Annotated in this window: 19 protein-coding genes; 9 read left to right on the top strand and 10 right to left on the bottom strand. The window is 56.3% G+C overall.

Features of this window, described 5'->3' with window-relative positions:
- Positions 1 to 12 precede the first annotated feature (12 nt).
- From EUU25_RS08535 to EUU25_RS08520, 4 genes are read right to left on the bottom strand one after another with little or no spacing between them, the layout of a single operon-like run.
- Complete coding sequence (locus EUU25_RS08535) at positions 13 to 456, bottom strand: nuclear transport factor 2 family protein (protein WP_158900090.1); 444 nt, start codon at positions 454 to 456, stop codon at positions 13 to 15.
- A 44-nt stretch (positions 457 to 500) separates the two neighbouring features.
- The gene (locus EUU25_RS08530; protein ID WP_158900088.1) at positions 501 to 1598 is read right to left on the bottom strand and encodes an NAD(P)/FAD-dependent oxidoreductase; all 1098 of its coding nucleotides are present in this window, start codon (positions 1596 to 1598) and stop codon (positions 501 to 503) included.
- 3 nt (positions 1599 to 1601) lie between these two features.
- Entirely contained in the window at positions 1602 to 2522 is a 921-nt protein-coding gene (locus EUU25_RS08525) for a fumarylacetoacetate hydrolase family protein (protein WP_158900086.1), read from the bottom strand.
- Positions 2523 to 2533: 11 nt separating this feature from the next.
- The gene (locus tag EUU25_RS08520) at positions 2534 to 3556 is read right to left on the bottom strand and encodes a VOC family protein (protein WP_246162615.1); all 1023 of its coding nucleotides are present in this window, start codon (positions 3554 to 3556) and stop codon (positions 2534 to 2536) included.
- Between the two features lie 172 nt (positions 3557 to 3728).
- Between EUU25_RS08520 and EUU25_RS08515 the strand changes: the two genes are divergently transcribed.
- On the top strand, positions 3729 to 4106 hold the full coding sequence (locus EUU25_RS08515) for a limonene-1,2-epoxide hydrolase family protein (protein ID WP_222848773.1): 378 nt from the start codon (positions 3729 to 3731) through the stop codon (positions 4104 to 4106).
- Between the two features lie 40 nt (positions 4107 to 4146).
- Here EUU25_RS08515 and EUU25_RS08510 read toward each other — a convergent pair whose 3' ends face one another.
- Together EUU25_RS08510 and EUU25_RS08505 are read right to left on the bottom strand one after the other, a co-directional pair.
- Positions 4147 to 5232, bottom strand: coding sequence for an Rv3169 family protein (locus EUU25_RS08510; RefSeq protein ID WP_158900084.1), 1086 nt, complete (start codon positions 5230 to 5232; stop codon positions 4147 to 4149).
- On the bottom strand, positions 5223 to 6311 hold the full coding sequence (locus EUU25_RS08505; protein WP_158900082.1) for a phosphotransferase family protein: 1089 nt from the start codon (positions 6309 to 6311) through the stop codon (positions 5223 to 5225). The genes EUU25_RS08510 and EUU25_RS08505 overlap by 10 nt, the downstream gene beginning before the upstream one ends.
- 226 nt (positions 6312 to 6537) lie before the next feature.
- Here EUU25_RS08505 and EUU25_RS08500 point away from each other — a divergent pair, with 226 nt between their 5' ends.
- Genes EUU25_RS08500 through EUU25_RS08480 form a run of 5 tightly spaced genes read left to right on the top strand, consistent with a single transcriptional unit; the run spans position 6538 to position 11138 of the window.
- The gene (locus EUU25_RS08500; protein ID WP_158900080.1) at positions 6538 to 7809 is read left to right on the top strand and encodes a cytochrome P450; all 1272 of its coding nucleotides are present in this window, start codon (positions 6538 to 6540) and stop codon (positions 7807 to 7809) included.
- A 13-nt stretch (positions 7810 to 7822) separates the two neighbouring features.
- Positions 7823 to 8002, top strand: coding sequence for a rubredoxin (locus tag EUU25_RS08495; protein WP_158900078.1), 180 nt, complete (start codon positions 7823 to 7825; stop codon positions 8000 to 8002).
- 27 nt (positions 8003 to 8029) lie between these two features.
- Positions 8030 to 8821, top strand: coding sequence for an enoyl-CoA hydratase (locus tag EUU25_RS08490; protein ID WP_158900076.1), 792 nt, complete (start codon positions 8030 to 8032; stop codon positions 8819 to 8821).
- A gap of 41 nt (positions 8822 to 8862) precedes the next feature.
- Positions 8863 to 9936 carry an acyl-CoA dehydrogenase family protein gene (locus EUU25_RS08485; protein ID WP_158900074.1) on the top strand — a complete coding sequence of 358 codons (1074 nt, stop codon included), beginning with the start codon at positions 8863 to 8865 and terminating at the stop codon, positions 9934 to 9936.
- Positions 9936 to 11138: an acyl-CoA dehydrogenase family protein gene (locus EUU25_RS08480; RefSeq protein WP_158900072.1), complete on the top strand. Its 1203-nt coding sequence runs from the start codon at positions 9936 to 9938 to the stop codon at positions 11136 to 11138. The genes EUU25_RS08485 and EUU25_RS08480 overlap by 1 nt, the downstream gene beginning before the upstream one ends.
- Positions 11139 to 11149: 11 nt before the next feature.
- Here the strand turns inward: EUU25_RS08480 and EUU25_RS08475 are convergent, their stop codons facing one another.
- The 4 genes from EUU25_RS08475 to EUU25_RS08460 form a co-directional block, all read right to left on the bottom strand.
- Positions 11150 to 11983 (bottom strand): SDR family NAD(P)-dependent oxidoreductase, encoded by an 834-nt coding sequence (locus EUU25_RS08475; RefSeq protein ID WP_158900070.1) that lies wholly within the window; start codon positions 11981 to 11983, stop codon positions 11150 to 11152.
- Between the two features lie 27 nt (positions 11984 to 12010).
- Positions 12011 to 13660 (bottom strand): class I adenylate-forming enzyme family protein, encoded by a 1650-nt coding sequence (locus tag EUU25_RS08470; RefSeq protein ID WP_158900068.1) that lies wholly within the window; start codon positions 13658 to 13660, stop codon positions 12011 to 12013.
- 54 nt (positions 13661 to 13714) lie between these two features.
- The gene (locus tag EUU25_RS08465) at positions 13715 to 14938 is read right to left on the bottom strand and encodes a cytochrome P450 (RefSeq protein WP_158900066.1); all 1224 of its coding nucleotides are present in this window, start codon (positions 14936 to 14938) and stop codon (positions 13715 to 13717) included.
- A 137-nt stretch (positions 14939 to 15075) separates the two neighbouring features.
- Entirely contained in the window at positions 15076 to 16566 is a 1491-nt protein-coding gene (locus EUU25_RS08460) for a class I adenylate-forming enzyme family protein (RefSeq protein ID WP_158900064.1), read from the bottom strand.
- Positions 16567 to 16683: 117 nt separating this feature from the next.
- On the opposite strand from EUU25_RS08460, the gene EUU25_RS08455 reads away from it, so the two are divergent.
- Genes EUU25_RS08455 through EUU25_RS08445 form a run of 3 tightly spaced genes read left to right on the top strand, consistent with a single transcriptional unit; the run spans position 16684 to position 19746 of the window.
- Positions 16684 to 17967, top strand: a complete 1284-nt coding sequence (locus EUU25_RS08455) for an FAS1-like dehydratase domain-containing protein (protein ID WP_158900062.1) — start codon at positions 16684 to 16686, stop codon at positions 17965 to 17967.
- Positions 17967 to 18737 (top strand): enoyl-CoA hydratase-related protein, encoded by a 771-nt coding sequence (locus tag EUU25_RS08450; protein WP_158900060.1) that lies wholly within the window; start codon positions 17967 to 17969, stop codon positions 18735 to 18737. Before EUU25_RS08455 ends, EUU25_RS08450 begins: the two co-directional genes overlap by 1 nt.
- 40 nt (positions 18738 to 18777) lie before the next feature.
- Positions 18778 to 19746 carry a S1/P1 nuclease gene (locus EUU25_RS08445; protein WP_158900058.1) on the top strand — a complete coding sequence of 323 codons (969 nt, stop codon included), beginning with the start codon at positions 18778 to 18780 and terminating at the stop codon, positions 19744 to 19746.
- The last annotated feature ends 37 nt before the right edge of the window (positions 19747 to 19783 follow it).

Genomic DNA, 19783 nt, shown 5'->3' with positions numbered 1-19783 from the left:
TCCGCTCGATCCTTACCACTCCTGCCTTTTGCGATTTGGCCAGCGGAAGCCATCGTTGTGCTCACCGGTAAAATCGGGATCGAGGTAGATGTGCATGCGCTCGATCAGGCCTTCGGGATTTAAGCCGAAAACCGTGCAGAACCTGCCACCTGACGTTTCTCCTCCCCGCCATTCCTTGCCCTTAGCGTCGGCTCCTTCGGTCACACCCTCGACCGTCACAACGGTGCCACTCTCTGCGGTCAGAATATTCTCAATCCGGTGCAACATCCGGCTAATGTTCGTTCGCGTGCCCATCGCAAGTTCGACAAATTCCTCGACGCCCCGGCCAATGCCGAATTTGGGGTAGTGGAACTGGAAGCCGGCCGCGAAAAGATGAAACGGAGGGTTTCCCGCATCGAGCAGGCGATAGAATTCACGGATGGTTTCAGCGTTGTTCGCGTTTGCTGTCTCACTCATCGGCGTAACTCCTAAGTAGCTTGAATCCCCTGGAAGGCTTCTTTCTAACGGTTAAATTCCTTCTGGTAGCGCGGAATGAACTGGTTCTTGCCCTTGATCTTGCTGGTGACCCAGTCTCCGAAGGTCGTGCCGTGCGTTCCCAACGGAAAGACGCTGACACCCAGCTTCGGGCCAAGCGGGACCAAGATTGGCGGGATGCGCCAGCCCTTGTAAGGCGGCAGGCTCTCGATGCTCTTCCCATCGGCGAGCGCCAACAAGGTTTTCTTAAGCCAAGGCACATGTTTGGCCGTGGTAACCACCGTCATGCCGTCGCCGGTTGCCGCAAGATCGCCCATGACAAAGATATTGGGCAGGCTCGACGGGCGCAGCCAGGCATCAACCGCCAATTGCCCGTTGGGCTGGGGCCGGGTGCCGGGCAAGTCATGTGCCGGACTCGAAACAACGCGCGCGCCAATCGCCGGAACAATCAGGCCGGACAACACGGTGCCATCTTTCAGCGTGACCTCTCCTTCGAAAGGCGCATTCGTCTGTTTGAGACCACTCACTGGGCAATTGAGGCGGAGCGTAACTCCGATTGCGGCAAGGCGTTTGGCCAGTTTCTGATGCAGTCGTTCCGTATACATCGGAAACAGTTGCGGCTGATCGCCAACCAAGGTCACGGACTTCCCGGGATAGGCGGTCTTGATTTCTCCGGCGAGTTCTACCCCTACTGCGCCGGTGCCCACGATCACCACATTGTCAGACTCAGCGATCTGCCTCGACGCATTCAAGAGCGCCTCCTTAAAAGCGGCAATGCTGTCGTCCTGGGGCTTGAACGGCGCGGCATACTGCGAGCCTGTGGCAACGACTATGGCTTCGGCTTCGACCCGGGTGCCATCGGCCAACAGGACTCCGCCTTCGTCGACCACAGTTGCGCGCCCGCGCACTACCCGCCCCCTTTTCAGCAACCGATCATAGGGGATGACAATCCTGTCGAGCAGCGCAGGTTCGACCGATACGCGCGGCGTCGCCGGAGTCATCACGAAGGCCTCGCGTGCCTCTATCAATGTCACATCAACATGTGGGTCGAGCTCGCGGGCCAGGGTAAAACCCGCATAGCCGCCGCCCACAATTGCGACCCGGTATTGAAGTGCCACACCCACGCTTCAGGCCTCCGCCACCATGGTGCCTTCGATATGCCCGAGTCCGTCGATCTCGCAGCGCACCACATCGCCGGGCTTGAGGAACTTGGGTGGCAAGTTGGCTACACCGACCCCGGCCGGCGTACCGGTAAAGATGAGGTCGCCCGGCTCCAGTGTCATACCAACCGAAAGGTGTTCAATCTGCGCATCGACCGGAAAGACCATGTCGCTGGTGTTGTTATCCTGACGCAGTTCGCCATTGACGTAACAGCGCATTCCCAGCGCCTGCGGATCGCCCGCTTCATCAGCGGTCACGATCCATGGGCCGATTGGCGCATGGGAATCGAAGCTTTTGCCGAGCGACCATTGCGGGCTAGCAATCTGCCAAGTGCGTTCAGTTACCTCATTGCCCACGCAATAACCGAACACTGCAGCCAGTGCATCCCCCCTTTCAATGTGCTTGCCGCCCTTGCCGATCACCGCAACCAGTTCGATCTCATAATCGGTGCTCGAATCGGCGATGGCGAAAATCGCTTTAAACTTGTCCGGGAAGTGGCTGACGTGGTCGTCGGGTACCTTTGTCCCCTTGGTGATCAGGATCGGATCATAGGGACCATTGATACTGGTCTGGGCCTTGGTGAAAAAGCCCGGACGGCTGGGAACCTGGGTATCGGCCCCAAATTTCCTGCCTTCCTCGATGTGCGAATGATAGTTGAGTGTCGCGCCAAAGATCTTTCCGGGACGCTGGATCGGTGCCTCAAGCTTGACCGAGGAAAGCAGAACGCCGCCGCCCGCTGCAGCTTTTGCTTCGAGGCCCGCCTTGAGGTTGTCCCAGTCGCGAATTAGGTCGATCATGCTTCCTGGAACGCCTGTGTCGATAACCGATTCCCCTACGACAATGCCAGTGCGTGTCTGTCCGTTTGTGGTGAAAGTGCAAAGCTTCATTGGTTGGTTCCTTAGGGTTGTCGAGAGAAACGGCGTTTGGTGCGGACAAACAGTGAAAGCAGCCATGCTATTACGCCAACAGGAATCCTGCCCGTCGGCACCGGCGGCCCCCACTGGGCCGAAAATAGGGTTTGGATTGATTCTCGCGTCGGAGGCTGATCAGCTGTGTATACGTCGCCGTCGGTCCAATGCTCCAGTTCGTTACCGAACGGGTCTTTCCAGTAATCGAAATATTGGCTCCCAAGAACGTGCCGCCCCAGACTCCAGAACGGTGTTCGCTTCTTCAACTTGAGATAGTTGTGCCCCAGCAATAGGTCGTCGACGCTGGGCACTTCGAAAGCGGCATGCAGGTTGCGGCGCCCACCTGGCAACTGGAGCAACGCCAGTGTGTGATGGTCGGTGGGCTGGTCACCCCGATCGCATCGGAGAAACGCACCTAGCGGGACCTCTTTCGCGGCCTCGATTTCGTTCGTGGTCAGAAAACCGAAGCGATCCTTATACCACTTCTCGCTTACCCGGAAGTCACTTACTGCGAGCCCGGTGTGTCCGATCCGGTGCGGGTGGGATGGCCCGGGTGTTAATCGAACCTCTCGGTTGAGCCTCGGCTTGACCGAGGGTGTATTGAACGGTTCGCCTATAAGAGGAAATGTGGGTTCATCATTCGACTGGCCTGCAATGACCTCTACCCGGTAACCATCTGGGTCAAGCAGACGGAGAACTTTGCCGCCACCTGGTTCATGGGAGTCTTCGACCGCCACTCCTTCATACTTGGCGAGAGCCTCTAAATCCTCCTCCGATTTCGCTAGCAGCCCGACGGCAAGAAATTGCGCCTTTCCGGGTTCCGTTACGTGAAAGAATGGTCGGCCATCAGTACCTTTACCATACAAACGCCCTCCCGATTCGAAGCACTGCATGCCAAAATCTTCGAGGAACGAACGCATAGCGGCAAGATCTGGTGCCGCATAACGAACATGTGCGATATCCTGAACGGCTATTACAGGCATGTGAAATTCTCCGAAGGTGATACGCTCCATGATTACGGTGCGATTCCCTTTACACGCTTTGTAAAACTTACCAGTTAGTTTTTGATTGTCAAACCTCTAAGCCGTGATTAGCATTTGCATCTGCAGTATGCCAGCAAGCGGAAATCTGCCGCAGTCGTTAGCGCTTGCTCGCACAGGTGAGGCTGAATCGAAAGGATGTTGGGTGAGCAGTGCGGAAAATATGGTGATCGTTCGGACTTTTATTGACACTTGGCCGAACCTGGATGTCGACAGGATCGTAGAATTTTTTGCCCAAGATGGGGTCTATCACAACATGCCGATGGAGCCGGTGCGAGGCCAAGAAAATTTGCGAACCTTTATAGCCGCGTTTCTGGAGAGCTGGACAGAAACCAGCTGGGAAATCCTGTCAATCGCCAGCACTGGCAATGTTGTTTTCGTCGAACGGATTGATCGGATCATCGCCCATGGAAAAGCGGTAGCCTTGCCTTGTTGCGGAGTATTTGAGCTCGAAAATGGTAAAATCAAGGTGTGGCGCGACTATTTTGACATGGACACATATCGGCGATCGATAGCGGGTTAGCGAAGACCGGAGATGTATTTTTGCGAATAGCCTTCCGACGCTACCCTAGATCGGTGAATTCCTGCAAGCCAAATGGTTGATATGGACCGACAATCAACTGTTCAAAGACACCAAAACCTTCCCCATATCGATCGCTTGTCACCCTGCATGGCAACTGCACATAGTGGTTCTCTAGTTGAGCAGGATCGCATTGAGAGAGATCTATATCTTCCCGCTCGACCGCCAAGGGGCCGTGATAAAGGCCGTGGCCCCATTTGGGTGAACTGTATCCAAGCCCGCGCATCTGGAAGCGGCCCAGCACTTCGAACGTCAGCACTTCCAGACCGTCTTGCCCCTGTACGGTCAACCTGCCCGACTTGGGCCATCGCGTGCCTGGTTGCAAGGAAGCCTCCATTCTGGCTTCGGTTTCGTACATGTCACCGGCCATCGCACCATCGGATGCGATGACGGCACGCGTGTGCACGGGGCGACCATCGGGTTTAGCATTTACGTGGAAGAAGACGCTTCGGTCAGTAAAATTTATTGGAACCCATTGCCAAAAAAATGTGAAGTTGGTTCCGCTTGAATGCGGCTGTTGGTCGCGCGCGCCTATCGGACGGACACCCCAACTACGGTCTCTGGTTCCCATGGTTCCCGTTGGCATTTCAATTTTGACACCATCGATCTCGATCCAGCCGCTGTAAAAGCCGTTTTGTGTCATGCGTGTCAGATCGGTGAAGACGCGTGGGCCGATGCGGATAGTGAAACGTGGTTCCTCGATTGGAAAGGCACGGCCAGTGAAGGTCAGGTCAGCCTTGATCCCTTCTCCATCAATCAGGATGCGCAGCTGGTGGAGCGGCTCCAATACTTCGATTCGGATCGGGCCGCATGTAAGGTCCATCCGCTCCATGTTGAGTTCGCGACTGGCATGGAGGTTATGCTGAATTCCGCCACGAACCGCAGAAAAATGGGCATCTGCGACGTTGAGATGCGGGTACACTCCAAAGGCTGCGGCGAAGAAATCGGAGCCATCTGGCGCATAGCCATGGAAAAAGTACCGATCATAGAAATTACGGTCGGTGCCGGCAAATGCGACGGGTTCAGGTGTCTGGTGTAACGGAAAGTCGTCGCCCTTCGTCAGCACCATGTGCTTGCTCCCATCAGCCGCGCGAGGCTATTGTGCTCCAAAGCTAGCGAGCAACCACCGCGAGCCATGGAAAGAAAACATTCATCGCCGCGTTCACTGCGCTTGACGTTTGCGGTACTAAATACGGCGTTGACGATACCCCGTAGGCTTCCCACTACATAGTCGTCCCAAATCTCGTCACGTGTGAGCGCTACACCGCGCCGGGTCATTTCCGAACAGTAGAGATCGAGTAGTTCAGCTTCGCATTCGCGCCGCAAGCTGGCACCAATGCCAGCGCCCATGAAAAAACCGAGATCGACAAGGCCGTTTCCAATGGCAACGGTCTGCCAGTCGAGCACAGCAATCTCTTCGATACCATCCTTGATTTCGAACAGCATGTTGTCGAGGCGGAAGTCGCCGTGGACAAGTGATTGAGGCCGTGCCTCACGCTCTATCCAAACGCCGATATATTCAACCAATTCTTCGCATAAGTTCATGAACTCTGGTTCAAGCTTATTGGCAAACCGTTCTCGAAACGCGTCTTGAGCTCTTGGATAGAGTTCTGCACGCTTCGCCATGATCGCGGGATTCGGCCGAAGCCAGTCGATGGCAAGCAGTTCGGGATCGTTCCAGCTGGGTGCGTGGAAGGACGCTGCTTGCCGGATCGCGGCGCGAGCGTCGGAAGCGGTGCAGCCGATCAGTTGATCTCCTCCGCGGGCCGGGCCTAAGTCTTCGAACAACAAGATGAAATCCACCCCGTTCGGTGCGATCTTTGCAACATATGTCTGCGGCACTCGTACTTCCAGCTTTGGTGCGATCTCGAGATAGAATTTCACTTCCTTGGCATAAACGCCAAATGCAGAAGCGGTCGCACGGCTGGTTTCGTCGGATGCCGGAAATTTGCCAGCGATCGTTGACGGCAAAGGACCTTCGCGATCGTAAGCAAGAGTGTAGCGAACGCTGTCGCCGACGTTCCCGGTGCCTATTGATTGCCACGAAAGGTTTATAATCGCCGCATTCCCTATAAGGCCGGCATTGCGCAGCTTATCGGTTAGCCAGCAGGGGCTAACTTCGTCGGGATGGGACGGAAATTCCGCCATTGGTTCCACCTTCATAAATCGTGCATGTGACCACGCCATTTGCAAGCTGGCAAATGAAAACTTACCAGTTAGTTTATGCTTGTCAAATACTGAGACAATCGGTAACCGAGGAGCATAAAGTTTCGATGATTTGGAAAACCAATTCAATGAAATCTATAGCCTCGTTCGGCCACCATATGTGCAACTTTCGCAATGAGTGTCCGTCGCCAGTGAGGGTTGGAGAGATATGACGTTACACCAGTCATTAGCCGAAGCGATTGTTGACGGTCGGGCCTATGCGGATGGGGACAGGATAGACGAAGTATTCCGGCGCATCAGATCGGAGGCGCCATTGGATATTGCGGAACCAGACGAATATGACCCCTTCTGGGTAGTGAGCCGACACGCCGATATCAAGGAAATCGAGCGCCAGCCAAATCTGTTCCACAACGGGGACCGAGCGACAGTAGTCCAAACGAAAGCAAACGCGGCAAAGATACGAGAAGTCACGGGTGGCGAAGCGAATATGAGCCGCAGTGTCGTGACGGTCGATGGAAAAGAGCATAAGGACTTGCGAGGAGTATTGTTCCCGCATCTGACGCCGCGATCGGTCCGGCCTATGGAAGATAAGGTTCGCAAGATCGCAAGCGAGTTTGCCGACCAGATGCTCGAACTTGGCGGCGAGTGCGATTTCGCCAAGCAGGTGGCATTTCTCTATCCGCTACGGGTGTTGATGGCATTTATGGGCGTTCCGCGTGAGGACGAGCCGATGATGCTTAAGCTGACCCAGGAGATATTCTCAGCTAACGATCCTGACTTGAACCGTTCTGGCAAGCAACTAACCCCGGAGGAGGCTCTCCAGGCGACTTTAGCAAGCATGGCCGAGATGGAGACCTATTTCCTCGATGTGACTACACGTTTACGTAGCGAGCCGGATGGTGGGCTGAACAGCTTGATCGCCAACGCGCGGATCGATGGAGATTATCTGACCCGCCGGCAGTTGCTCAGCTATTATGTCACTGTCGCGACCGCGGGCCATGATACCACTTCGAACGCAACCGCAGGAATTATGTGGGCTTTGGCAGAAAGGCCGCACCTTTTCGAGCAAATACGGCATGACCGGTCGCTAATCCCGGCGCTTGTCGATGAAGGCGTGCGCTGGGTGACGCCGGTCAAGCACTTCATGCGCGCGGCCACCGCTGATTGCGAATTGGCCGGCCAGAAGATCGCGAAGGGTGACTGGATGATGTTGTGCTACAGTTCTGCCAATCGTGACGATTTGGTCTTCGATGACCCGTACGAATTTAGACTGGATCGTAAGGACAACCCGCAACTCGCCTTTGGGTACGGCGTTCACGTTTGCCTGGGGCAGCACTTGGCGCGGTTGGAAATGCGTGTCCTTTTGGAAGAGTTGTTCGATCGCTTGGCTTCCGTGGAGCTTTCGGGAACGCCAGCCAGGACGATTTCGAACTTTGTATGTGGGCCAAAGCGGGTGCCGATCCGTTTCACGGCGTGTTAAGAAGGCGACGGCGATGAGTAGCTTGTCACGAAAATGGCGGTGTCGGAGCTGCGGCTATATTTACGACGAAGCCTTGGGTTTTCCGGAGGAGGGAATTGAGCCGGGGACGCCCTTCGAAACCATTCCGGAAGATCTTTTCTATTGCCCCGATTGTGGCACGGAAAAGCAGGATTTCGAGCTGATGGACTATTGATCGCTAATCGCAGGAAAGATGAATGCCATGTCCCAGCAGCATGTCCGGGTTGAACGGTTTGGAAGCGTCGAGCGCATAACGCTGGCGCGGCCCGAAAAGCGGAATGCTCAAAACAAAGCAATGCTCGAAGGCCTGGATGCTGGGCTCAAACGCGCAGACGTCGATGACGAGGTTCGAGTTGTTATCCTGGCTGCCGATGGCAGCTGCTTTTCGGCCGGCCATGACAATAAGGAATTGGGCGACGACTATCTACAGCGGCCTACTATTGAGCGATACCAGTTCGAAGATCGCTATTATCTCGAGATTGCGATGGGCATACGGAACCACTCCAAACCTGTGATTGTCCAAGCCCAGGGTGCGTGCATTGCCGGGGGTTTCATGCTCGCAGCGATGGCGGATATTCTGGTAGCGTCGGAGGATGCGTATTTCGCGGATCCTACCGTACTATTGGGTTCAGCCGCAGTTGAAGTCCTGTTCCACCCATGGGCGCTTGGAGACCGGCTGGCGCGCGACATCTTGTTTACAGGGCGCAAACTAACAGCTGAAGAGGCTTACCAACGTGGTTTCGTCACGCGGCTGGTCGCGCGTGACCAACTTGAAGCTGCCGCAATGGAAATTGCAGAGACGATCGGGAAGGCTCCTCCCTTTGCCATGCAGATGATGAAACGCTCGCTCAACCGTAATCTCGATTCCCAAGGCTATAGCGTGATGATGAGCGCGCATTTCGACACCCATCAACTTGTACATACCGCCTCAAAGAGCACAGCCAGTGCCGCTGAGCGGCTTGCAAACTTCAAGAACATCGTGGCCGGCGACTAGCGCGGAAGCGCGTTTGTCGATTTGAAACTGGAGTAAACCGCTTGTCCGATACCATCGATCTCGATCTCCTGGACGAAAGCTTTTCAGAATTACTGGCCACCGAATGGCCGCGCGAACGCTCGGTCGCATACGCCCAATCCGGTGGCTCGATGGCGGTGGATTTGTGGCAGCAGATATCGGAGCTTGGTTGGACTGCCCTTACTGTCCCTGAATCGTTCGGAGGGCTTGGCCTTGGAATTGACGCCGCCTCACGCCTGCATCGGGCTCTCGGTGCGGTGGCGGCACCGGTCCCAATGCTCGGCACGACTTTGACTATTTTGCTTGTCGCGCATGCTGCCAGCGACAGGCAGCGTGCGGCATGGCTCCCCATGCTTGCCAGTGGCTCGATGCGGCCGGCCTTTGCTCAACCATCGGGTGGATGGCTGGAAATCGATGACGAAAGCGTCAGTGGCGTTATCGCTGACATCCTCGACGCCCCTTGTGCAACGCACCTTGTTCTGAACGGGAGGCGTAGAGATAAGGCTTGCTGGATCGTGCTGCCCATTAGTGCTTCCGGTCTGTCTGTAGAAGCCCACCCGCTGAATGACACGAGCCGGACGCTGGGAACTGTGACACTATCCCACGTGTCGATAGTTGAAGATGCAATCGTTCTGCAGCCAGAGGACCGACAGGTTGCCGATCTGCTTGTGCATTCGAGCTGCATTTTACTTGCTTCGGACTCTCTGGGCATCGGCGAAGCCGTGCTTGCTCTCACTATCGAATACCTAAAGATTCGCGAACAGTTCGGAAAGGTGATCGGTAGTTTTCAGGCGCTCAAACATCGGGTGGCAGATCACAAGACTGCTTTGGTTGGTGCGCGTGAACTACTCGCTTATGCATCGTCGCTCGATCCAGTTGATCCGGCCGGTCTGGTTCATGCCATTTCTGCCAAGGCGCACATCACCCGAGTTGTGGCTGAGGTCGCGCGTGATTGCATCCAGTTGCATGGCGGTGTTGGCTTCACTGCAGAGTTCCAACCGCATGTCTTCCTGAAGCGAGCAAAGCTTAATGAAGCACTTTATCTAACCCGCAATGAAGCGCTCGATCGTGTTGCCGATCTGCTGGAGGCGGCGTGATGTCCCGGACTTTCGATATTCTCTCTAAAGTCGGCGACGAGGCAGCCTTTCGGCAGGAAATTCGCGACTGGCTCGCAGTTGCGATGCCCAGGAACTGGCGCAACGAATGGCAGGGACTGGAAAATGAAACCCTCAAGCCCAAGATGGTCGCTTGGCTCGAAGAGCGCAGGAAAGTGGGCCTCGCCACTCCGCACTGGCCGAAGGAATGGGGCGGGCCAGGTCTGCCATTCGGTTACCAGATCATCGTTTATGAGGAGCTGACCCGCGCAGACGCGCCCGAGCTTCACATGTACATGGTTTCGCTGTTCCAGACGCCGGCAACGCTGTTTGAACACGGCAGTCCAACGCAGAAGGAGAAGTACCTTTCGGGGATAACTCACGGCACAGATATCTGGTGCCAGGGCTTCTCTGAACCGGGGGCCGGATCGGATCTCGCGGCGCTACGAACAAGTGCACGCCGCGAAGGCGATCATTATGTAGTCAACGGGCAGAAGATCTGGTCGTCAGGGGCGATGAATGCCCAATTTTGCCTGCTGCTTGCCCGCACGGAGCAGAACGTCAAGCGCAAGCACGAAGGCATTTCTTATTTCATCATGGATATGAAGGCACCCGGCGTCGAAGTTCGGCCGATCCGGTCGATTACCGGTGAGCAGGAATTCTGCGAGATCTTCATGGATGATGTGAAAATCTCGGCGGAGAACCTGATCGGTGCAGAAGGCGACGGTTGGAATATCGCTCAATCCACTCTCTCGGCCGAGAGGGGGCTGCTGATTTTCGGCGGAACGGAACGGCTTGCCCGTTCGTTCGAACGCGACCGGGTCGACGGTAAGGACAGTTGGATGCGCGATTCGCAGATGCGCCGTGAATACGCCGCGTTCCATGCCGAGCTTCAGGTCATCCGGCTGCTGATCCGCAAGCTGCTCAAGGAGCTGGAAGCGAACCCTGACAAGGTTTCGCCAACCCTGCCGACCTTCATTAAACTGACCTGGGGGCCGTTCCTGCAGCGCTATACCGAGTTTCTCGTGCGCGCCGAAGGCATACAAGCACACAAGTGGAAAGCCCCGATCCCCGCTACAGCGCATACGAGCAGGATCAAGTTCACCGACTTCCTCAAGAGCTATGCCTGGACGATCGCCGGGGGATCGAACGAGATCATGCGCAACATCGTCGCTGAGCGATACCTGGGACTGCCGCGCACCTGATAACTCGCCTTTTATTGGCCGGCAATGAGCTCCTGCACTGCCTGTGCAACCGTATCGATCGACCAGTCTGCGACTGAAACGCCTGGCTGAATGGGCTTGGGCTGGGCCACCAAGGACAATTGACCGCTGGCAATCCTGATGATCTGCCCGTTGACATGGGCTGATCGATCAGAAGCGAGAAAGCATACTGTCTCGGCAGTATGCTGCGGGTCCTGGAACGGACGGGGCTGGTCTTGAATGCCCTTGAATTCCTGCATAGCCGCAACCATCCGGGTTGTTGCATTGGGAGAGACCGCGTTCACGCGAACCCCTGAGCCGGTAAGATCCAGCGCCCAGCCATAAGTCATGGAAGAGACCGCACCCTTGGTCGCACCATAGGCACTCATCTCGGCAATGCCGCTGGCGGCACCCGAAGTGACGTTGATGATCGAGCCCTTCCCGGCGGCGCGCATCCTGGGAATGGCGTGCATGGCGCAATGGGCGGTGCCCAGGACATTGACCGCAATCATGGTTTGAAGGTCGGCTGGATTCAGGTCCCAGGCTGGCCCCATTCGGAACAGACCGGCGTTGTTGACCAGTGCATCGATCTGGCCGCGCTCTGCAATGCAAGCCTCGATCAACCTTTCGCAATAATTTGGATCGCTGATATCGCCGCAGTGCGCGATCGCCGACCCACCGAGCTCCTCTATCCTGGCGACCGTTTCGCTGGCCACATCGGCATCGATGTCGTTCACGACAACGAAGGCACCCAAACCGGCTGCTCTCTGCGCGACGACGGCACCGATGCCACGGCCGGCTCCGGTGATCACCATGGCCTTACCGGTGAGACTGTCGGTTCTATTCATGGCTGTGTCTGCGCTCCTGATTGCTACCTAAATGGACCGGCCCATCTTTTCCGCGACCAATGCCTGAAGCTCCGGTTTCTTGACCTTATGCGAATGGGTGCGCGGAATTTCGTCGGCGGACAGGAAAACGAACTCGGATGGGATTTTGTACTGGGATAGTGCCCGTTTTGTAGCTTCGCGCAGCACTTCCGCCGTGACTGATGTCCCGCTTGCCTCGACCACGACCGCAACAACGATCTCTCCGCGTTGTGGGTCGGGTAAGCCTAGAACGATAGCTTCAGAGACGGCCGGATGGCGCATTAGTACGACTTCAATTTCAGCCGGCGAGACATTGGCGCCAGCAGCCTTGATCATGTCGTTACGACGGCCCTTGAAATAGAAAAAGCCGTCCTTATCGATAAGGCCCGTATCACCGGTCTGGAAGAAGCCATCACAGGTCAGAAACTCATGGCGTTCCTTTTTATAATAGTCACGCATCAGGGTGTATCCACGCACCCAAAGTTCGCCGACTTCGCCCGAAGGAAGGGGGGTTCCAGTTTCCGGATCGACTATGAGGCGCTCCACGCCGGGCAGGTTTCGGCCCAGATTGCCACCCTTTCCGTGGGGCGCGGGCGTTCCGTACCGATTGATGCTGTGAGGGCCGAAGGTTTCGGTCATGCCAATCCAGCTCTGGATCCGCTCAGACGGGATTGGATTCCCAGTAACATTGTCGACCGGTGGTGCCAGACCCGAGATGTGCGAAACATCCAGGCCTTCCATCGCTGCCGCCTGACGTAGTTCGGCGCCTTGGGTTGACCAAGCCGAGAAGCGGGTGATGCCTTCTTCCTTAACAACCCTGAAAAGCTCGGCGGAGGTGGGATTTTCGGGGAAGCACAGGGTCCCGCCGACATGCAGCGCGGGCATCAGGTTGAAATTGATTCCACCCAGCCAGAACAGATTCATGACGTGCAGGGTGCGGTTGCCCGGCTTCGCGTCGAAATAATCCAGAAAGTTGAACGTGGCCCGCACAACTGTGCCGTGGGTGTGAACCACTGATTTGGGGCGTGCGGTGCTGCCCGATGTGCAGATCACCAACGCCGGGTCCGACGGGTGGACCGATTCCTCAACCTTGGCGAGGAAGCTTCCATCGATCTGGGGTTTGGCAGCCGCCGCATCCATCACCTGCTGCGGCCCTGTCAACGCCCAGCTCCGGTCATGGTCTCCCCAGATGATGATCCTGCGAAGGTAGGGGTGTTCAGAAAGATATAGTTCCGGTGTCAACTGTCCGGTCAGGCCTGGCAACGCAACTTCAACTCGCTCGACATAGTGGTTCTTGAGATAGCGGGGCTCGATGATCAGCGTATCGAGGTCATGGAACTCGACCGCCCAGTCGACCTCGGGGGGCTGATAGAAGGTGCTCATCGTGACGACGAGAGCCCCGATCCTGGTTGCGGCCAGGAAAATGACTACCCAGTCGGGCTTGTTGGACATCAGCAAACCGACGCGGGTTCCCTTGCCTATGCCCATGGCCAACAGCCCCTTTGCCAGCGCAGCCGATTCCTCTTCCGCTTGCCGAAAGGTCAGCCGCCGCGAACCCTGGACCAAAAATTCAGTGTCGGGAAAGCGTTCGACGGCAGACTTCAGCGTGTTTACAAGCGTCGGAACATAGGCTGGGCCGGGGATTTGCACGTCCATCATATCCGGTCCTCCCTATGCTGCCTCGCCGCTCGTTCTGAACCGGCTAGGTGTCGATTAATTTGTGCGCGCGTCAAACTTAAGCGGTAACGATTTGAGCGAGCCCAGCTGACCGGAATAGGGCAGGGTCACGAGAGGTCCGTTGAACCGGACATTCTCGAGCCGTTCGGTCAGCACCCGCAAGGCCTCGATCATCTCGGTCTTGGCCAGGACATGGCCAAGACAGTGGTGAATGCCGTGCCCAAAAGCTGTGTTGTAGCTCTCGATCGGTCGGGTGGTGTCGTAGGTGTTCGGGTTGTCGAAGCGTTCGGGGTCACGGCTGGCCGATAGCGTATTGAGGTAGATCAGCTGGCCGGGTTCGGCCAAGAACCCCTCGAATTCAACCGGATTGCGTACCACACGCCGGTTAGCCTGAACGGTGGGATAGTAACGGATCGATTCGTGCATCACGAAGGGAATCCGGTCGTGATTGTCCCTAATATCATCCCAGACACCCGGATGTTCAAGAATAGCCCTCACGCAGTTTGCCAGCTGACTGCGCGTTGTGTCATGGCCGGCGAAGAGCAGGTTGGCGAGACCCCAGATAACCTCCTCCTTGCTAAGCTTACCTTGGGTCTTCTGCGCTTCAACCAGCGCTGAAATAAAGTCTTCTTTGGGTTCGTTCGTCCGGCTTTCCACCAATGGTTCGAGATAGTCCCAAAGCGTTTGAAGTGCGGCCTCGATTGCTGGAACGTGCGGTGCCAGAGGATTCGAAAACATGTGCATCATGGTCGCCGTGGCATTCTGGAACGATGGTACATCCTTGATGTCCACCCCGAACAAGAGGCATGCCACGGTGATTGAATAGTGGTGGGTAAAGTCTGCAATAAAATCACACTCGCCGCGATCGACGAACTTGTCGATCAGGTTGTTCGCCACTTCGGCCATCAGATCCCGCCTTTCGCCGATCCGGCGCAGAGCGAAGGCCTGGCCCATCACCCGGCGAATTCGGGCATGCTGCTCACGGGGTAGGGCAGGCAAGCGACCGTGGCGATCGAAGGATTCTTGAAGCGGTCCACAGCCCAAACTCACGTTGAGATCGGCGGTGGGAATATCAAACTCATCAGCCTTGAGCATCCAATTGAGCGTTTCATAACGCAGCACTTCAAAGCCACGTTGGCTCTTGGCGACCGGAGACTGGTTGCGCAGCCTTTCTAGCAACTGATAGGGGTTACTGTTATACTCTTCGCCGTGGAGGTCGAACTCGGGAAGATCGGCAAGGCTGAGTTTTTGGGCATCCATGGGCTGTCTCCAGATAACTTTACTTACCAGTTAGTTTAGCTGATCAAACAGGGTTCGGCAAGCCGCTTTCCAATGAAGAATTTGCATTGCAAAGTTCGCAATAACCCATGCTCGACTGATCGGGCGGCGATAGCCGGTTATTGCCCCCGCTTGGCATCTGCCACCTTCTGCAATAGGGGCTTCAGTTCCTTCTTCACAATTTTGCCATTCGGGTTGAGCGGCAAGGCTTCAAGAATCAGCAGCGTGCGTGGGATCTTGTTGTCGGCCAGATGTTCTCGGCAAAATCCGGTGATATCGTCAGGCGATGCTGTGCAACCAGGACGCAATGACACTGCCGCTGCGATATCCTCGCCTAAAACCGGATGATCAACTCCAACGACCGCCGCCTGCTGCACGGCAGGGTGCTGGAAAAGCACGGTTTCGATTTCCAGCGGGGTGATGTTGTAACCGCCGCGAATGATCAGCTCCTTGGAACGGCCGGAGATGATAAGGTCGCCATCATCGTCGACAAAGCCCAAGTCACCGGTCTTCGTCCAACCTCCAATGAAACTAGCTGCGGTTGCCTCTGGATCGTTCCAGTAACGACGTGGATGTTTCTGGATTCCGTAGATTTCGCCAATTACTCCGGGTTCGGTAATCACCACGCCGGTTTCGTCACGAAGTTGCATATGTTCGGGCATCCTGCCGACACAGCCTGGCTTGAGTGCTTGGGCCGCGCTGGTGGTACCAACCACGACGCCGCCTTCGGACATACCATAATTGTTACGAATCCTGAGGTGCGGCCAGTTGGCCATGGCCCGAACCACCGAGTCATGCGGAAGGGGCGCGGTCCCAGTCATGAGATACTTCACGCCAGCAAAATCATAGTTTCCTGCATCAGGATGATCGAGGATTAGCCGCAACATTGAAGGAACAAGATAAACCAAATCCGGCCGCTTCTCTTTTACCAGTTCCAGGAAACCTTTGGGATCGAACTTGCGCTGCGTAATCGCAGTCGCCCCGCCACGGACTGGCAGCATGACTATCCCGAGATTTCCACCGGAACCGGTCAGCGGTAGGGCATTCAACGTGGACCGGGTACTATCCATATTGGTCCCGGTGACTCCCCGGGAAATCAGATCAGGATGGCTGACAACAACGCCCTTGATTTTCCCAGTGGTACCACTCGTTCCCAGGATTTCTGCATCTGCGTCGGCTTCTAGGCCGTCTTGATCTGGTAATGCCGAGATGTCTCGCGGCATCTGATCGACTGTCCAGCACCCATCAAAGCTCAGATTTTCCACGAGGTCTGGAACATCGGTAATGCACCAGCGCGGCCCGCAAAGATCCTTATAGTCCGACACTTCAGTAGGGCTGAGCCGCGGGTTGATCGGACAGACAATACCTCCCGCGCGGAAAATCGCAAAAACGGCAATTGCCATTTCGACTGCATGATCATTACTGATCGGCAAGAATACCCGATCACCCGGCTGCAACCCTGCAGCTGCCAGACCGCCGCCAATCTCATCGGCCTCATCATCCCACTCGGCGAAAGTTAACTGGCGGCGTGTATCGTCATGGGCAATCTGGTCGCGCTGATGCTCAGCGCGTATTTTCAAGGCGTCGCTTATCCTTCGCACTTCGGCCATGCCAGGGCTCCGTTGATCAAACCTCTTGAGAATTGATGGCCTCTTCTCACAAGGCGTCGAGCTTGACAAGAAAAACTTACGGGTTAGTTTTATTATATCGCAAGGAGTGGTGCCATCATGCCCAAGAAGTCCGACATTAAGCAAAGCGAAGAATGGCAGAAAGCCACGTCCTATGAGATTTTGGACAGCGACATAGAGAGGCAGCGCAAACTAATCGGATACTGGGAGGCAATGAGGAGAGCCGATTATGTCCAGACGGCTTCAGAAGACTCAATTCGCAACTGGGCCTATGGCAGCGGCGACGACAATCCGTTGTTCACCGACCCTGCTTATGCTCGGAAAACCCGATGGGGCGGCGTGATCGCCCCGGGCATGATGGTAGGGCAGATCAGCAAGCCGATGCTGGGCGATCCGCCTTCGGATGAGATCCGAGCGCTGCGCAAGAGCCTGTTCAAGGGCATACATGTCTTCGTTTCTGGTGCGGACTTCACCTTTTATCGGCCGGTCCGACCAGGGGATTCGATCTATGCCTACGAAGGCGAGGTTTCGTGTGAGGTCAAACAGTCGGAATTTGCCGGTAGGTCGGTGGTCAACGTCACCCGCCGGGTCAAGGTCAATCAGCGGGGCGAGGTGGTTGCCACCTACGATCTACTGCGGATTCTCACCGAGCGCAAAGCTGCGGCCAAAAAGGGCAAGAACGCGGCGATCGAACCTGCGACCTACACCGATGAGGAAATGCAGGCGATCGAAGACATCTACGCCGCCGAAAAGGTGCAAGGCGCCGAGAAGCGATGGTTTGAAAGTGTCGAAGTGGGCGACAGTTTGGGCCTACAGGCCAAGGGGCCGCTTGCTGTGACTGACATCATTTGCTTTCACGCAGCGGGCTATGGCTTCACCCCCTACGCCCCGACGACCAACCGACGCGCGCACAAGAACCGGCAGCGGATTCCGGCTTTCTACATCAAGAATGAACAGGGCATTCCCGATGTTGCGCAGCGTTTACACTGGGATCCGGTTTGGGCTCAGGCGATCGGCAACCCGATGGCCTATGACTATGGAGTGATGCGTGAAAACTATCTTTGGCACTATCTCAACGACTGGGTGGGCGACGACGGTATCATCATCCAGCTACACGACGAGGTGCGCAAATTTGCCTATATGGGCGACGTGCAGCGTGTGACCGGTGAGGTTCTTGGCAAGCGGGTCGAAAACGGTCAAAATCTGGTGGACGTAGCAGTCAAGTTCGTGAACCAGCGCGACGAGGAAACGGTTCGCGGCACGGCTACCATTGCCTTACCCAGCAAGGACAAACCGCTGCCGATGTATCCGCCCGTTCCGGAGGACATTGCGGAAACCGCAGCACGAATGATGGCGCGGCACTGGGAACTGGGAGGCAGCTGATGAGCGATCTTGTCCTGACCGAAGACGATGAAGGTGTCAGGATCATCACTCTGAACCGACCTGACAGGTTGAATGCACTAACGACCGAGTTGATGGCCGCCCTAGCCGATGCAGTCGCTGACGCCGCACGGGATGTCTCGGTTGGCTGCGTCGTGGTCACGGGCGCAGGCCGTGGCTTTTGTGCAGGGGGTGACATCAAGGATGGAGGAAGTGTCGTCGTTGCGCCCAATTCGCAAGTCGGCAGCCGCGTCGAACAGCGTTTTACTGGTCTGCGCGGAAACATGGAAACGTCAAGGCTGCTGCATGAAATGCCCAAGCCGACCATCGCGATGGTCAACGGGCCGGTGGCTGGTGCCGGGGTCGGGATCGCCGGCGCCTGCGATCTGCGCTTTGCTGGGCGATCTGCCACATTCATTACCGCCTTCGACAAGATCGGCGCGAGCGGTGACTTCGGAAGCAGCTGGTTTCTCTCGAAGATTGTCGGAACGGCCGTCGCGCGCGAACTTTTTCTGCTCGGCGAAAAGCTGTCGGCCGAAGATGCCTTTGCCAAAGGAATCTACACCCGCCTCCTCGATGACGATACCCTGCGTGCAGAAACATTGAAGGCGGCGCATAGGTTGGCCGACGGACCGAGAATGGCGTATCGCTATATGAAGCAGAACCTCAACAACGCTGAAGACTGGTCATTCGAGGCACAGTTTGACACTGAGGCGCTAAACATGGGCCTGTCGACGCAGGCAAGCGCTGTGATCCGGCGCGAGCAGCAGTAGGAAGGTTGCCATGCGTGCGCTTTGTGGCAGAACGGCGAATATGAGTATCCATGTCAAATTGCTGGCCGTTTTATCGGCCTGCTTCTTCTCCGCCTCTGCCTCCGCCTGGTCGGAAGAAACGCATATGACGACCGGTGCGATCGCTTTTGACGATCTCGCGGCAAATGACCCTGACGTGATAGCGGAGCTCGAGCAGATTTTGCCTGCCCATCCCCATTATCACGAACTGGCGGCAAGGGCGGCCGGGCTGACCGGCAGGAACCGTACGCGCAAGATATTCGAATGGCTGGCGCGCTGGCCCGACGATATCAATGGCACCGAATATGAACATCGCGACTGGCATTATGAGCTGCGCGTTGTTTCTGGTCGCACATGGCTTTGGCCATTTCGCAACGGCAATGCGAGCTATGCCTTCAATCTCAATTACGACTCACTCGCAGATAGAAATGCTCCGGCACGTGACCGGGCGATCGCGATTGGCTGGCTAATCCACATCATTGGCGACATTCAGCAGCCCCTGCATGCTGGCCATCAGATGACCGGCGATTTCTGGTTAACCGACGAGGCAGGCAGCCTAGCCTTTGTGCGGAAGGCGGAAGGCGGGGAGCCCACCAATCTGCACAATTATTGGGACCAGATACTCGATATCCCTAATGCCGACGGGAAGGTTGAGGGAGACAGGACCTCGCAATATTGGTCAAACAGGCTCGTAACGCTCTGGCCGCGGGAGAGGTTCGGCTGGCCGGTTTATTCCGGAACCCCACAGGAACAGTTTGGACAATGGCTCGATGAAAGCCTGCATCTGGCCAGGCTAGTCGGTTATACGGGAAACTATCTGATGGCGAGTTCGGAGGCTGAAAATGCCCCGTTGGTTAGCGCGCAAGAAATCCATGTAGCCCGCGAACTCGCCAAGTCCCGCGTGACAACAGGCGGGTACCGGATCGCCGATGTGCTGCGAATGGCGGTCGGATCGGGCGAAACGAAACTGTCTACGTCCTCTACAAGCTGAAATGACATCGCTAATCGAGCGTCGTTGACTTAATGAA

This window comes from Sphingorhabdus lacus (genome assembly GCF_009768975.1).
In the GTDB taxonomy this organism is placed as follows: Bacteria; Pseudomonadota; Alphaproteobacteria; order Sphingomonadales; family Sphingomonadaceae; genus Sphingorhabdus_B; species Sphingorhabdus_B lacus.
This window is presented reverse-complemented; position numbering and strand designations above follow the sequence as displayed.